Origin of the sequence: Methylobacterium sp. BTF04 (genome assembly GCF_010692745.1) — a bacterium.
Classification (GTDB): Bacteria; Pseudomonadota; Alphaproteobacteria; order Rhizobiales; family Beijerinckiaceae; genus Methylobacterium.
In genome coordinates this window covers 1-14,348 of the sequence record NZ_JAAHTB010000021.1, presented here as the reverse complement: position 1 = coordinate 14,348, position 14,348 = coordinate 1, and the positions used below count along the sequence as shown (strand labels likewise).

At 67.8% G+C, this 14,348-nt stretch carries 8 protein-coding genes and 1 tRNA gene; 6 read left to right on the top strand and 3 right to left on the bottom strand.

Annotated features, from left to right (window positions below):
- Window positions 1-231: 231 nt before the first annotated feature.
- Window positions 232-1,578, bottom strand: a complete 1,347-nt coding sequence (locus tag G3T14_RS13930; protein ID WP_163643147.1) for an L-serine ammonia-lyase — start codon at window positions 1,576-1,578, stop codon at window positions 232-234.
- 654 nt (window positions 1,579-2,232) lie between these two features.
- Between G3T14_RS13930 and G3T14_RS13925 the strand changes: the two genes are divergently transcribed.
- The 4 genes from G3T14_RS13925 to G3T14_RS13910 all read left to right on the top strand — a co-directional run bounded on the left by G3T14_RS13925 (window position 2,233) and on the right by G3T14_RS13910 (window position 10,786).
- A complete protein-coding gene (locus tag G3T14_RS13925) occupies window positions 2,233-3,525 on the top strand; it encodes an efflux RND transporter periplasmic adaptor subunit (protein ID WP_163643146.1) in 1,293 nt (430 codons plus the stop codon).
- Window positions 3,526-3,586: 61 nt separating this feature from the next.
- Complete coding sequence (locus G3T14_RS13920; RefSeq protein WP_163643145.1) at window positions 3,587-6,751, top strand: CusA/CzcA family heavy metal efflux RND transporter; 3,165 nt, start codon at window positions 3,587-3,589, stop codon at window positions 6,749-6,751.
- 113 nt (window positions 6,752-6,864) lie between these two features.
- Window positions 6,865-8,424 (top strand): efflux transporter outer membrane subunit, encoded by a 1,560-nt coding sequence (locus G3T14_RS13915; RefSeq protein ID WP_163643144.1) that lies wholly within the window; start codon window positions 6,865-6,867, stop codon window positions 8,422-8,424.
- Window positions 8,425-8,713: 289 nt separating this feature from the next.
- A complete protein-coding gene (locus tag G3T14_RS13910; RefSeq protein WP_163643197.1) occupies window positions 8,714-10,786 on the top strand; it encodes a carbohydrate porin in 2,073 nt (690 codons plus the stop codon).
- Window positions 10,787-10,814: 28 nt separating this feature from the next.
- Here G3T14_RS13910 and rocF read toward each other — a convergent pair whose 3' ends face one another.
- The gene (gene rocF / locus G3T14_RS13905) at window positions 10,815-11,744 is read right to left on the bottom strand and encodes an arginase (protein ID WP_163643143.1); all 930 of its coding nucleotides are present in this window, start codon (window positions 11,742-11,744) and stop codon (window positions 10,815-10,817) included.
- A 32-nt stretch (window positions 11,745-11,776) separates the two neighbouring features.
- Window positions 11,777-12,820, bottom strand: a complete 1,044-nt coding sequence (locus G3T14_RS13900; RefSeq protein ID WP_348645275.1) for an ornithine cyclodeaminase — start codon at window positions 12,818-12,820, stop codon at window positions 11,777-11,779.
- Between the two features lie 432 nt (window positions 12,821-13,252).
- On the opposite strand from G3T14_RS13900, the gene G3T14_RS13895 reads away from it, so the two are divergent.
- Both G3T14_RS13895 and G3T14_RS13890 read left to right on the top strand, forming a co-directional pair.
- Window positions 13,253-13,507 (top strand): hypothetical protein, encoded by a 255-nt coding sequence (locus tag G3T14_RS13895; RefSeq protein WP_163643141.1) that lies wholly within the window; start codon window positions 13,253-13,255, stop codon window positions 13,505-13,507.
- A 391-nt stretch (window positions 13,508-13,898) separates the two neighbouring features.
- Window positions 13,899-13,988, top strand: a tRNA-Ser gene (locus G3T14_RS13890).
- The last annotated feature ends 360 nt before the right edge of the window (window positions 13,989-14,348 follow it).

Genomic DNA, 14,348 nt, shown 5'->3' with positions numbered 1-14,348 from the left:
GATTGCAGTCGGTCTGCAATCCCGGCTCGCGGTGATTTCCTCCAATTTGACATTGCCTGATCTGTCAGAGACCGCGTGCGGTCTCTGCCGCGGGTATCGGCTTGAGCGCGTGGCCGGCGATCGGGCTGCCGTCGTTCGCTGAGCACCGTCTCGCGCCGATGGCCTCGATCGGCGAATGCGACGGGGCTGCGAAAGCCCCGCCTATCAACCCCCCGAACACGCAACACTTCGTCAGCAGGCGGCGACGTTGACCGCGAGGCCGCCGAGGGACGTTTCCTTGTACTTGGCCTGCATGTCGGCGCCGGTCTGACGCATGGTCTCGATGACCTCGTCGAGGGTGACGCGATGGATGCCGTCGCCGCGGAGCGCCAGGGACGCGGCCACCACCGCCTTGTTGGCGCCAAACGCGTTGCGCTCGATGCACGGGATCTGGACGAGGCCACCGATCGGATCGCAGGTCATGCCGAGATGGTGCTCCATGGCGATCTCGGCGGCGTTCTCGATCTGGCCGGCACTGCCGCCGAGGAACGCGGCGAGCCCGGCCGCGGCCATGGCGGCGGCCGAGCCGACCTCTCCCTGGCAGCCGACCTCCGCGCCCGAGATCGAGGCCCGGCGCTTGATTAGGCCGCCGATGGCCGTGGCCACCAGCAGGAATTCGCGCCCGCGCGCATCCGACCAGCCCGGGCAGAAATCGCGGGCGTAGCGCAGCACCGCAGGCACGATGCCGGCGGCCCCGTTGGTGGGGGCGGTGACGACGCGTCCCCCCGCCGCGTTCTCCTCGTTGACGGCGAGGGCGTAGAGGCTGATCCAGTCGACGATCTCATGGGCCGGGCGGCAATTGAGATGGCGGCTCGCCTGCAGATCGTCGTGCAGGCGCTTGGCGCGCCGCCGCACCTTGAGCCCGCCGGGCAGTTCCCCGTCCTGGTGCAGGCCGCGCTCGATACAGGCGAACATCGCGTCGCGGATCGCGTCGAGGCCGGCATCCACCGCCTCGGGCGCGCGCAGGCCCTCCTCGTTGGCGCGCTGGAGTTCGGCGATGGTCAGGCCGGTGCGGGCGCACAAGGCGAGCATCTCCGCGCCGCTCCCGAACGGCATCGCGACATCGGCGGTCCGGCCCGGCGCGGTTTGCGCGTCCGTGACCACGAAGCCGCCGCCCACCGAGTAGTAGATCGCCTCGTCGAGGAGCGCGTCGCCCGCATCGTAGGCGCGGAACCGCATTCCGTTGGTGTGGAGCGGCAGCACCTCGGTGAAGTTGAAGGTCAGGTCCGCCTCCGGATCGAAGGCCGGCCCGCCGAGCCCGATCCGACCCGCCCGACGCAGGTCGGCGACGTAGCCCGCGACGTGGTCGGGATCGACCCGGGATGGCTCGTGGCCCAGCAAGCCGAGGAAGATCGCCACATCGGTGCCGTGCCCGCGTCCGGTCCAGGCGAGCGAGCCGAAGATCTCGGCGCGGATGCGCGCGACAGGGCCGAGCCCCCGCACCCGATCGCGAAACCGGTGCGCGGCGAGCATCGGCCCCACCGTGTGCGAACTCGACGGGCCGATGCCGATCTTGAAGAGGTCGAAGGCGCTGATCATCGGGTCAGGCTACCACGGCCGGACATTGTGGAGTCGCGGCACCATCGGCCATCCGCGTGGACTTGAAGATCATGTTCGATAAAGGCCGCTCTCGGAGGCCTATTGACAGTGTTGGCCTGGCCCATGACGACGATCTCCGCTCCGACACCGGGGCCGTAGCGCGTTTTCGTGTTCGATGAACCCGGCTCGATTGGAGAACATGCGGTTTCTCGAAAACAAGGCGCCGTTTCGTAACCCCCGGACACGGCGCTGGGCCGGGTGAGCGACCACCAAGCGAGAAGCGGGCCGTGTTCCCGATGAGGGGAGGGCCCGGGATAGGGCACTCGGCCGGGTCGGGGTTATGCCTCCCGCGAGACCGTCCCTGCGGCTGCATCAACACGATTTCTTGTACGGTAGGGCCCTTCCAAAATATGTCATGGAACCGGTGTACGGCTCCGCTCCGAGGTGATAGCCGTCCGGCCAAGACGAGCGAAAGCATGTCATTGCCTCGGCCGATTATAGCACCACGACCTCCACCGTATCGACAGCCCGAGGACATGGAGATGCCTGAGTTTGCAGGGCAGGCTCATCCGGGGCGAATCGTAAGACAATGATCAGAATCGGCGTATGACGAACGAGCGCTCTGCCTCAACGGATTTCAGCCGCGATGCCGGTATGCCTCGGCCCGGACGGAATCGGTCGGGCCTGAAGATCGCCCTGTCGCTCGGGGTGATCGTCTGCGGCGTCGTGGCGATCGCGATCTGGCCGGGACGCGCCTCGGAATTCGCCGGATGGATCGCCTCCAGCGTGCGCGACCGTCTGTCCGCGAGCTCCGACGAGGCGGCGTCCGACGAGGTCGGCGGTCCCGCCAGCACCGTCGCGCGGGTCTTCCGCCCGAGCCCGGCCCAGCGCTCCGCCCTCGACATCGCCCCCGTCAAAGCCATGACGTTCCGGCCCGAAGGCATGGCCGAGGGACGCATCGCCCTCAACGACGACGACAACGTGCCGGTCACCTCGCCCTATGCCGGGCGCGTGACCAAGGTCCTGGTGCGGGCGGGCGACGAGGTGAAGGCCGGCGACATCCTCCTCACCATGGAGGCCACCGACATGGTCCAGGCCCAGAGCGACTATCAGGGCGCGCTCAACACCATCGCCAAGACGACGGCCCTGCTCAAGCTCGACCAGATCATCGCGGTGCGCCAGCAGGAGCTGTTCCAGGCCAAGGCGGTGGCGCTGAAGGATTACCAGTCGGCCCAGAACGACGTGATCGGGGCGCAGAGCGACCTGAAGACCGCCGAAGCGAGCCTCGAGGCGGTCAAGAACCGCCTGCGCATCCTCGGCAAGTCGGATGTGGAGATCGCGGCCTTCGAGAAGAACGGTAAGATGAGCGCGGAGACGCAGATCCGGGCGCCGATCGCCGGCACCATCGTCCAGCGCAAGGTCGGCATCGGACAATACCTGAGCACGTCGGCCGATCCGGTCTTCGTCATCGGCGACCTGTCGACGGTCTGGCTCGTGGCCAACGTGCGCGAGAGCGAGATCCCCAAGATCCGGATCGGCCAGGAGGTCGAGGCGCGGGTGGTGGGCATCGGCACCCGTGTCTTCAAGGCGAAGGTCGACTACATGGCCGCCAGCCTCGATCCGGCCACCCGCCGCCTGTCGGTGCGCAGCGAGGTCGAGAACCCGGACCGGGTGCTCAAGCCGGAGATGTTCGCCGCCTTCACGATCTTCACCGGCCCCGGCGAGACCGCGCCGGCGATCAGCCCGGCGGCGATCGTCTACGAGGGGCGCCGCGCCCATGTCTGGGTGGCCCGCCCGGACGGTACCATCGAGGCGCGCAACGTCACCCTCGGCCTCGTCGGTCAGGGGATGGTGCAGGTGGTGGAGGGGCTGTCGGTGGGCGAGGAGATCGTCACCCGCGGCGCCATCTTCATGGATCGCGCTGCCAGCGGCGAGAAGGCGTCCTGAGCCGCCACGGCTCGGGCCCACGAAACCAAGTCCATGAACGGCCGACCATGATCTCCGCGCGATGAACAGCCTGATCGTCTTCGCCCTGCGCCAGCGCGTGCTGGTGTTCCTGATGTTCCTCGTGATGCTGGCGCTCGGCTATGCCAGCTACACGCAGCTGAACATCGAGGCCTATCCCGACCCGGTGCCGCCGCTCGTCGACGTGATCACGCAGAATCCCGGCCAATCGGCCGACGAGATCGAGCGCTACATCACGATCCCGCTCGAGGTGCAGCTCGCCGGCATCCCCAACGCCACCGTGGTGCGCACGATCTCGCTGTTCGGCCTGTCCGACGTGAAGATCCAGTTCAGCTACGCCTTCACCTACCAGGAGGCGCTGCAGCGGGTGCTCAACCGGCTGTCGCAATTGCCGCCGCTGCCCAACGGCGCCCAGCCGCAGATCTCGCCGACGAGCCCGGTGGGCGAGATCATGCGCTACAAGGTGACCGGTCCGGAGGGATACTCGTCCACCGAGCTCAAGACGCTGCAGGATTGGGTGCTCCAGCGCCGCTTCAAGGCGATCCCGGGTGTGGTCGACGTCACCGCCTTCGGCGGCAAGACCAAGGAATACGAGATCGCGGTCGACCTCAACCGCCTGCAGGCCCAGGGCTTGACCCTGGTGCAGCTCGTCACCGCGCTCAACAATTCGAGCATCAACGTCGGCGGCCAGACCCTCAACGTCGGCGAGCAATCGGCGGTGGTGCGCGGCATCGGCCTGATCCGCGACATGGACGACATTCGCGACACCCTGCTGACGCAGGTGGGCGGCGTGCCGGTGCTGGTGCGCGATGTCGCCGACATCCGGGTCTCGAATGCGCCGCGCCTCGGCATCGTCGGCCATGACGGCCAGAGCGACATCGTCGAGGGCATCGTCCTCATGAGCCGCGGCGGCGAGAGCCTGCCGACGCTCAGGCTGGTCGAGGCGGAGATCGACAAGATCAACGCCAGCGGCATCCTGCCGCCGGAGGTGCGCGTGGAGCGCATCTACGACCGCAGCGGCCTGATCCACACCACGACCCACACGGTGATGCACAATCTCGTCTTCGGCGTGGTGCTGGTCTTCGTGGTGCAGTGGCTGTTCCTGGGGAGCCTGCGCAGCGCGATCATCGTGGCGGCGACGATTCCCTTCGCCCTCGGCTTCGCCATCCTGATCCTGGTCCTGCGCGGCGATTCGGCAAACCTGCTGTCGCTCGGCGCCATCGATTTCGGCCTGATCGTCGACGCCACCGTGATCATGGTCGAGAACGTGTTCCGGCATGTGGCCGAACCCGAGCACGGGGAGGGGCAGAAACCGCCCGGAGGGCTCACCGGCCGGCTCGGTACCATCGCCATCGCGGGCGCCGAGGTGAACCGGGCGATCTTCTTCTCGGCCACGATCATCATCGTCGGCTTCCTGCCGCTGTTCACGCTGAGCGGCGTCGAGGGGCACATCTTCGGGCCGATGGCCAAGACCTACGCCTATGCGCTCGGCGGCGGCCTGCTCGCGACCTTCACGGTCTCGCCCGCGCTTTCGGCGCTGATCCTGCCCAAGCACGTGGAGGAGCGCGACACCCTCGTGGTGCGCCTGCTGCGCTTCGGCCACGTGCTGATCCTGCGCTTCGGCCTGCGCAACAAGGTGCTGTCGCTCCTGGTGGTGGCGGTGGTGCTCGGCGCCTCGGCCATCGCGGCCAAGACCCTGGGCCTCGAGTTCCTGCCCAAGCTGGAGGAGGGCAACCTCTACATCCGCGGCACCATGCCGGCCTCGATCTCGCTGGAGGCGGGCAACGCCTATGTCGAACGCCTGCGCAAGATGATCGCCGAGGTGCCGGAGGTGGTGACCGTCCTGTCGCACCAGGGGCGTCCGGACGACGGCACCGACGCCACCGGCTTCTTCAACGTCGAGATCCTGGCGCCGCTGAAGCCGTTCGACACTTGGCGCAAGGGCATCGACAAGGAGACCCTGGTCCGAGACCTCTCGAAGAAACTCGACGAGGCATTCCCCGGCATCGAGTTCAACTTCTCGCAGTACATCGAGGACAACGTCCAGGAGGCCGCCTCGGGGGTGAAGGGCGAGAATTCCGTCAAGATCTACGGCAACGACCTCAACGAGCTGACGCGCACCGCCGAGGCGGTCAAGGCCACCCTGTCGAAGATCCCGGGCATCGCCGACCTCTCGGTGTTCGCCTCCCTCGGGCAGCCGACGGTGCGCATCGACATCGATCGGCGCAAGGCCGCGCGCTACGGCCTCGCCCCCGGCGACGTGAACACCACGGTCCAGGCGGCCATCGGCGGCCAGACCGCCGGCGACCTCTACGAATACGGTTCCGACCGGCATTTCCCCATGCGGGTGCGCCTCGCGCCCGAATACCGCCGCAGCCTGGAGACCATCCGCAACATCACCATCGGGGCCACCAGCCCGGCCGGTGGCGTGATCCAGGTGCCGCTCTCCGAGATCGCCACCGTGGAGCTGACCTCGGGCGCGGCCTTCATCTACCGCGAGAACCAGGAGCGCTACATCCCGGTGAAGTTCTCGGTGCGCGGGCGCGACCTCGGCGGCGCCGTGCTGGAGGCGCAGGCCCGGATCGCCTCCGACGTGACGCTGCCGGCCGGCTTCCACCTCGAATGGGTCGGCCAGTTCACCAACCTGCAGGACGCGGTCCAGCGCCTGACCATCGTGGTGCCGGTGACGATCGCACTGATCGCGCTGCTGCTCTACATCAACTTCTCCTCGCTCACCGACATGCTGCTGACGCTCAGCGTGATCCCGATGGCGATGATCGGCGGCATCTTCGCCCTGTTCCTGACGATGACCCCCTTCTCGATCTCGGCGGCCATCGGCTTCATCGCCCTGTTCGGCATCTCGACCATGGAGGGCGTGATCCTGCTCTCCTATTACAATCAGCTCATGGACGAGGGCTGGCAGAGGGGCGCTGCGGTCTGGCACGCGGCCAATGTGCGCATGCGCCCGGTGATGATGACCTGCGTGGCGGCCTGCGTCGGCCTGCTGCCGGCGGCGATCTCCACCGGCATCGGCTCCCAGGTCCAGAAGCCCCTGGCCCTCGTGGTGGTGGGCGGCATCCTGCTCGCCCCGAACCTGATCCTGGTGGTGGTGCCGATCCTGATCTCGCTGTTCTCGCGCCGTCGTCCGACACCCGGGGCGCGGCCTCCGAGCGCCGCCCATGCTGCGGCGCACGCGGAACACGCGTGATGCCTGAGACACATCCGGGTAAAAGCGTCGTTCACGACGCACTCGTCACGTTGACTCGGGCGTGCCCCCGTCGCCTCTACGAGCGACGGACGGCGGACGGGATCGGCCCTAAGATGCGACGCAACCCAGACGCGCCCGGCGCTCCGTTCCTCACGGCACGCCTCCTGCGCACGGCCTGCGCCGCGGCGCTGACGGTGGCGCTGGCCGGCTGCGTCGTCGGCCCCGACTTCGTGCCCCCCACCGATCCGCCGGTGATCCGCTACACCAAGGAGCCGCTCGTCAACCCGAGCGCCACCGATTCCATCACGACGAAGCAGGGCGGCTCGGCCGACCAGAACTTCATCTCCGGCGCCGACGTGCCCGGCCAATGGTGGACCCTGTTCCATTCCCCGGCGCTCAACCGCCTGGTGGCGGAGGCGCTCGCCAACAACCCGAACCTCGATGCCGCCCAGGCCGCCCTGCGGATCGCGCAGGAGAACGTCGAGGCCCAGCGCGGCACCCTGTTTCCGGTGGTGACCGGCAACGGCCTCGGCTCGCGCCAGAAGGCGCCCGGCGGCGCGCTCCAGGGCCCGCTCAACGATCAGCGCCAGCTCTTCTACAGCCTCTACACCCCGCAGGTGACGGTCTCGTTCACCCCGGACGTGTTCGGCGGCAACCGGCGCCAGATCGAATCGCTGGAGGCCCAGGCCGAGAACCAGCGCTTCCAGCTCGAGGCGACCTATCTCTCGCTCACCGCCAACGTCGTCCTGGCCGCGATCCAGGAAGCTTCGCTCCGCGCGCAGATCGACGCCACCAAGAAGGTGATCCAGGCCCAGACCGAGGTCCTCACCCTCTACAACAAGCAGCTCTCCCTCGGGCAGATCGCCGGCGCCGACGTAGTGGTGCAGCAGGCGGCCCTCTCGGTCTCGATGCAGTTGCTGCCGCCGCTGGAGAAGCAGCTCGCGATCCAGCGCAACCTCCTCACCGCCCTGGTCGGGCGCCTGCCGAGCGAGGAAGTGTCCCAGACCTTCACCCTGGCCTCGCTGCGGCTGCCGACCAAGCTGCCGGTAAGCCTGCCCTCGCGCCTCGTCCAGCAGCGCCCCGACGTGAAGGCGGCGGAGGCGACCGTGCAGCAGGCGAGCGCCGCCGTGGGCGTCGCGGTGGCCAACCGGCTGCCGCAGTTCAACATTACCGCCAATGGCGGCGCCAGCGCCGTGAAGATCGCACAACTCGCGAGTTCGGCCGCGACCTTCTACGGCATCATCGGCACCGTGGCGCAGCCGCTGTTCGATGCCGGCACCCTGTTCCGGCGCCAGCGTGCCTCCGAGGAAGCGCTGAACGAGGCGCAGGCGCAGTACCGCGCCGTGGTGATCGGCGCGTTCCAGAACGTGGCCGATACCCTGCGCGCCCTGCAATCGGACGCCCTGGCGGTGGCAGCGGCCTCGGCCGCCGAGAAGGCGACGAGCGAAAGCCTCGGGTTGATCCGCAAGCAATACACGGCCGGCGCCATCAACAGCACGCAGGTGCTGATCGCGCAGCAATCCTACCTGTCGGCCCTCGTCACCTCGGCCGGCGCGCGCGCCAACCAGTATGCCGACACCGCAGCCCTGTTCCAGGCCTTGGGCGGCGGCTGGTGGAACCGCTCGGACGTGAAGCCGCCGCGGCCCGAGACCGATCCCTTCAAGTTCCTATGAGGCCCGGCCCCAGCGGGCCGGGATCGCTCGCAGGGCCTTGATCCACGGCCGACACCCTCCGTCATCGGGAGGGTCGGACCGGCGCGGGCCTTCAGTGAGACGTTCCGGCAACAGCCAAGGAATCCCGGTCGGGACACCGGATTAACCCCATTGTCAGAGTTATAGCATCGTCTATATCGAAATCGACGGTTCGGTGGGGGTGAGGATGACGCGACACGACAGATGCGGCCCGACAGGCCCCCGCGCGGGCCAGCCCGCCGCCGGATTTCTGCTCCTCGCGCTCGCCGGTATGTCCGGGCTCACGGGGGCCCAGGCCGCCGACCTCACGCCGATCCGGACACCAGCGGCGCCCCAGGCGTCCTTCGTCGATTGGTCGGGGGGCTATCTCGGAATCGAGGGCAGCGCGGGTGCCTCGTTCGGTGCCTTCAATTTTCACGAGACCCGCGTCGGCGCCCGCGCCGTGCCCGACTTCAAGACCGGCGACGCCACCGGGCGGAGCGACCGCAGCCGTTCGGCCACCACCGCCGTCGGCGGCCTGTTCGGCGGCTACAACTGGCAGACCGGCCCGTGGGTCTACGGTGTCGAGGCCGACCTCTACGGGGCCAACCTCAAGCGTCCCGTCGCCTCGACGGCACAGGGTCTCGGCTACGAGGGGGTCGACCCGGCCTTCAGCGTGATCCGCGCCAAGACCGATGTGTATGGGACCCTGCGCGGCCGGTTCGGCTACGCCTTCGAGCGCGCCCTGGTCTATGCCAGCTTCGGTCTCGCCGGCGCCAATGCCCGTATCCTGGCGACCGAACCCGACCTCGCCACCGGCGCGGTATCGGCGGCGCGCCGCGACCTGTCCTATCTCGGGTTCACCCTGGGTGCCGGCGTGCAATTCGCCGTCACCGAGCACATCGCGCTGGGACTCGACTACCGCTACGTCGATCTCGGGACGAGCTCACGCTTCGATCTTGGTACCCTGCCGGGTCCGGCCGGCGGCCCGCTCTCGACCCAGGCCGGCTTCACCTCCCACCAGATGATGGCGCGTCTGTCCTGGCACCCGGGCGGCCTGACCCTGCCGCCCGAGGTGGACGAGACCGCGCCGCACGATCCCGACAACGGCGATACCGGCCGGTTCTCGTTGCACGGGCAGACCACCTTCATCGCCCAGGGCGTGCCGGGCTTTCGCGCGCCCTATACCGGGCCGGCGAGCCTGATCGGCAACCAGGTCCAGTCCACCACCACGGCCACCGCCTTCCTCGGCCTGAAGCTCTTCGAGGGCACCGAACTCTACTACAACCCCGAATTCTCCCAGGGCTTCGGCCTGAGCCGCACCCTCGGGGTCGCCGGCTTCGTCAACGGCGAGGCGCAGAAGGCCGGCGCGCCCTACCCGAAGCTGCGCTCGAACCGCTACTTCGTGCGCCAGACCTTCGGCCTCGGCGGCGAGACCGAGGACGTGCCCGACGGCCCCAACCAGGTCGCCACCCGGCGCGACATCGAGCGGATCACCGTCATCGCCGGCAAGTTCGCGCTGGGCGATTACTTCGACGGCAACGTCTACGCCCATGATCCGCGCGTCGACTTCATGAACTGGGGCATCTGGTCGTCCGGCGCCTACGACTTCCCCGCCAACCTGCCCGGATTCACCCAAGGGGTGCTCGTCGAGTACAACCGCGCGGCCTTCGCGGTGCGCGCCGCCTACACCCAGGTGCCGAAGGAGCCGTCCAACGACGTGCTCGACCCGCGTGTGTTCCGGCGTGCCGGCACGACGGTGGAGTTTGAGGAACGCCACGTGCTCCCGTTCCTCGACCAGCCGGGCAAGCTCCGGATCGGCTTCTTCTCCAACGTCGGCAACACCGCCAATTATCGCGATGTGGTGGGCCTGACCCAGGCGGGGGTGTTCGACGACATCAACGATGCGGCCGCCGCCACCCGCGCCGCGCGCCGCAAGACCGGCTTCTACCTCAACCTCGAACAGGCGGTGACGGCGGATCTCGGCGTGTTCGCCCGCTTCAGCAACAATGACGGCCGCACCGAGAGCCTGTCCTTCACCGATATCGACCGCTCGATCTCGGGCGGCGTCTCGCTGAAAGGGTCGGCATGGGACAGGCCCGCCGACACGGTGGGCCTCGGCACCTCGATGAACGAACTCTCGCCCTCCCACCGCGCCTTCTTCGCCAATGGCGGCATCGGCCTGCTCATCGGCGACGGCCGGCTCAACTACGCACCCGAGCGGGCGCTGGAGGCCTATTACGCACTCAGCCTCAGCAAGACCCTGACCCTGTCGTTCAACTACCAGCTCGTGGTGAACCCGGCCTACAACAAGGACCGCGGCCCGGCGAACTTCCTCGGAACCCGCATCCACGCGGATTTCTGAGAGACCCGAGTGGGATCGGCCGGGGGCGTCAGTAACTCCGGGTCGGGCGGTCGAGGACGCGCCGGCCCATCAGGCTGGCGGCGAGATCGGTCATGAGCAGGGCGGTGCGGCCGCGCTCGTCGAGGAACGGGTTGAGCTCGACGAGGTCGAGGCTGCGCACGAGGCCGCTGTCGTGCAGCATCTCCATGGCCAGATGCGCCTCGCGGAAGGTGGCGCCGCCCGGCACCGTGGTACCGACGCCGGGAGCGATGCCGGGCTCGAGGAAGTCGACGTCGAGGCTGACATGCAGGAGCCCGCCGGCCGCGGCGACGCGGTCGAGGAAGGCCGACAGCAGGATTCCGATACCGTTCTCGTCGATGGCGCGCATGTCGTGGACGACGATGCCGGCCTCGCGCAGCCCGACGCGCTCGGCCGGATCGACGCTGCGCAGGCCGATCATGCAGACACACCGGGGGTCCACCGGCGCGGCGAGCGGCGGGAGATACCCGGCAAAGCCGGGCGCGCCGGTGGCGTAGGCCATCGGCACCCCGTGGAGGTTGCCGCTCGTGGTGGTGTCGAGGGTGTGCAGGTCCGGATGCGCATCGAGCCAGAGGACGAAGAGCGGCCGGCCCTCGTCGGCGGCGCGCCGGCTCATGCCCGAGACGGTGCCCGCCGACAGGCTGTGGTCGCCGCCGAGAAAGATCGGCACGCCGTGCGCGCTGGCGTCGTAGGCCGCCTGCGCCAGGGCGGCGGTCCAGCCCGCCACCTCGGCCAGGCCGACGACGACCGGGTTGGGGTGGGGCATCTCCGGCATCGGCGCGGGCGCGAGATTGCCGCGATCCTCCACCGACAGGCCGAGGCCGATGAGCGCCGGGCCGAGCCCGGCCGCCCGGTAGGCGCTCGGACCCATGTCGCAGCCCAGGCGCCGCGTGCCCGCCTGGACGGGCGCGCCGATGAGAATGCAGCGATTGGTGTCCATCTCGGGTCCAGTCTGGTTCGATGACGCGCGGCTCATGCGCCGGCGCGCAGGAGCATGCCGAAAAGGTCGCGCGGCTCGTCGGGGTCGGCGAGGAGGTCGAGATCCGCGTAGAAGCCGGTCCCCGCGAGTTTGGCGCGGACATAGCGCAGGGCCGAGAAATCCTCGACGGCAAACCCGACGGAATCGAACAGCGTGATCTGCCGGGCGTCGCGGCGGCCCTCGGCCTCGCCGCGGAGGACGCGCCACAATTCGGTGACGGGGTGGTCCACCGGCAATTGCTGGATCTCGCCCTCGATCCGGGTCTGCGGGGCGTACTCGACGAAGATGTCGGCGCGTCGCAGGATGTCGGCGTGCAACTCGGTCTTGCCGGGGCAGTCGCCGCCGACCCCGTTGATGTGGAGACCGGGGCCGACGAGATTGTCGGTGAGGATGGTGGCGTTCTGCTTGTCGGCGGTCACCGTGGTAACGATCTGCGCGCCCTCCATCGCCTGGGCGATGCTGGAACAGGACCGGATGTCGATGCCGCACCCTGCGAGATTGCGCACGCATTTGGCGGTGGCGGACGGATCGATGTCGTAGAGACGCACGGCATCGACCCCCAGAAGCGCCTTGAAGGCGAGGGCCTGGAACTCGGCCTGCGCGCCGTTGCCGATGAGCGCCATCGTCCGCGCTCCCACGGGCGCGAGATATCGGGCCGCCACCGCCGACATGGCGGCGGTGCGCAGGGCGGTGAGGATCGTCATCTCGGTGAGCAGCATCGGGTAGCCGTTGCCGACATCGGCGAGCACCCCGAAGGCGGTGACGGTCTGGCGCCCGTCGCGCGTGTTCTTCGGGTGACCGTTGACGTATTTGAACCCGTATGTGGTCCCGTCGCTCGTGGGCATCAGCTCGATGACGCCATCCGCGCTGTGCGAGGCGACGCGCGGCGTCTTGTCGAACACGCTCCAGCGCCGAAAATCCTCCTCGATGAAGCCGGCGAGTTCGGTGAGAAACCGCTCGATCCCGATGGAGAGCACGAGCTTCATCATGTTGTCGACGCTCACAAAGGGAACGACGTTGAGCTGAGGCGACATGATGCGGAGGGTTCCTGCGAGACAGCGAAGGGGGAGGGCGCCGACCCGATAGTGATCCAGCCGGGGCCGTCATCCAAGATGTGCATCTGGCGGCGCCAACCGCCAGCACGGCGTCGCGGGAAGGCCATGCGTCTCGAAACGTTCGTCGCAGCTTCGCTGCAATTCCGCCCGACCCGCATCGGCGCGCGCCGTCCTCTCGGCGAGGCCGACGGTTGACGCCGCCGGCCTGACGGAGACGGGGTGAGCGGTAGCACCCGAGGAGGACGCGTAGGATTCGGGCGGCTTGCTGAGCAGCGCTGGAGGCCGAGAGGCAGGCGCGAAGTTCGGCATCAATCCTCAGGGCATCGCGCGCACTGACAGAATTCAGGATCGCTCGACGAAAATAAAAAGTGGCGTATCCTCGTGCTTGTCCCGCCTGGGACGAGGGAGGAAAAAATGTCCGCAAACTGGAAATCAGTTAAAGAGGACTTGGACTGGAGCTTAAACCAAGGCGAAGACGTCAAAGGGCGCGCCGAACTGATGGAGGCCTTCAGTAAGGGCGACGCAAAGGAAATGGCGCACGTCATCGAGGCATTTAAAATGGGCCAGAGAGACAACCACAAGCTCGCCAATCTCACACGATGCGCCCACGAAGACGATAAGCGATTATACAATATCGGCCGAAAGCTGATCGAGCTTAAAGCTTCGTAGGCTACGGTGAGGCGGATCGAGGCGCCCTGTCTTGTCACCTCGCCATTCGCGCATGTGTTTGCGTGCGCTACGGCGAACCCGCCTCACCCCGCCTCACCTCAGAGCTTCGGCACTGGCCACGTCCCGATGATGCGGATTGAGGCGGGGTTTCCGCCTACCCCTCATACGCACCTGCGCGCAGGAGCGCCTTGGCCACGCCCGCATCGGCATCACGCTCGATCTCTCGTCTCACGTGATACCGGGCCTACAGGAGGACGCGGCAGCGAAGGTTGACGCCGCCATGCGGGCGGCCATAGACAGGGTCGCCGGTTGGTCGGGTCGCAATTCGGTAGCAACGGGCTCTTTCCCGTCGCTTCAGCAGAGGTAAATTTACCAGCCTTTGCAAGGACTTGGAAGGGTGGCCGAGTGGTTTAAGGCAGCGGTCTTGAAAACCGCCGTGGGTGAAAGCCTACCGTGGGTTCGAATCCCACCCCTTCCGCCACATTTTCTCGCTCAGGCTGAGCCCCCCTCAGAAAGCTCCGCCGCCCGCCCTGTACACGGGATTGTACACGAGTGCCGAGCCGTCATCTTACCCGCAACGGGCGGGTACCCGTCTTCCAGATCCGGGTACTGTTGATTTCCGCTGAAAGTTGACCCGGCGTTTTCGTTGAGAAGTGACCCAGGTTCAGGGGTTGATGTCTGTCATCGGGTGGGTCTGGTCAACTCATGGTGCGGCTCCTTTTCGGCTTTCCGGCTGCGGCACTTGCCCTGAAGCGGAAGCTGTCGTTTCCGGTCTCCAGGATGTGGCATATGTGGACGGCCCCCAGCTCGCAAGATGATGAAGTCAGTTTGGATGATCGGA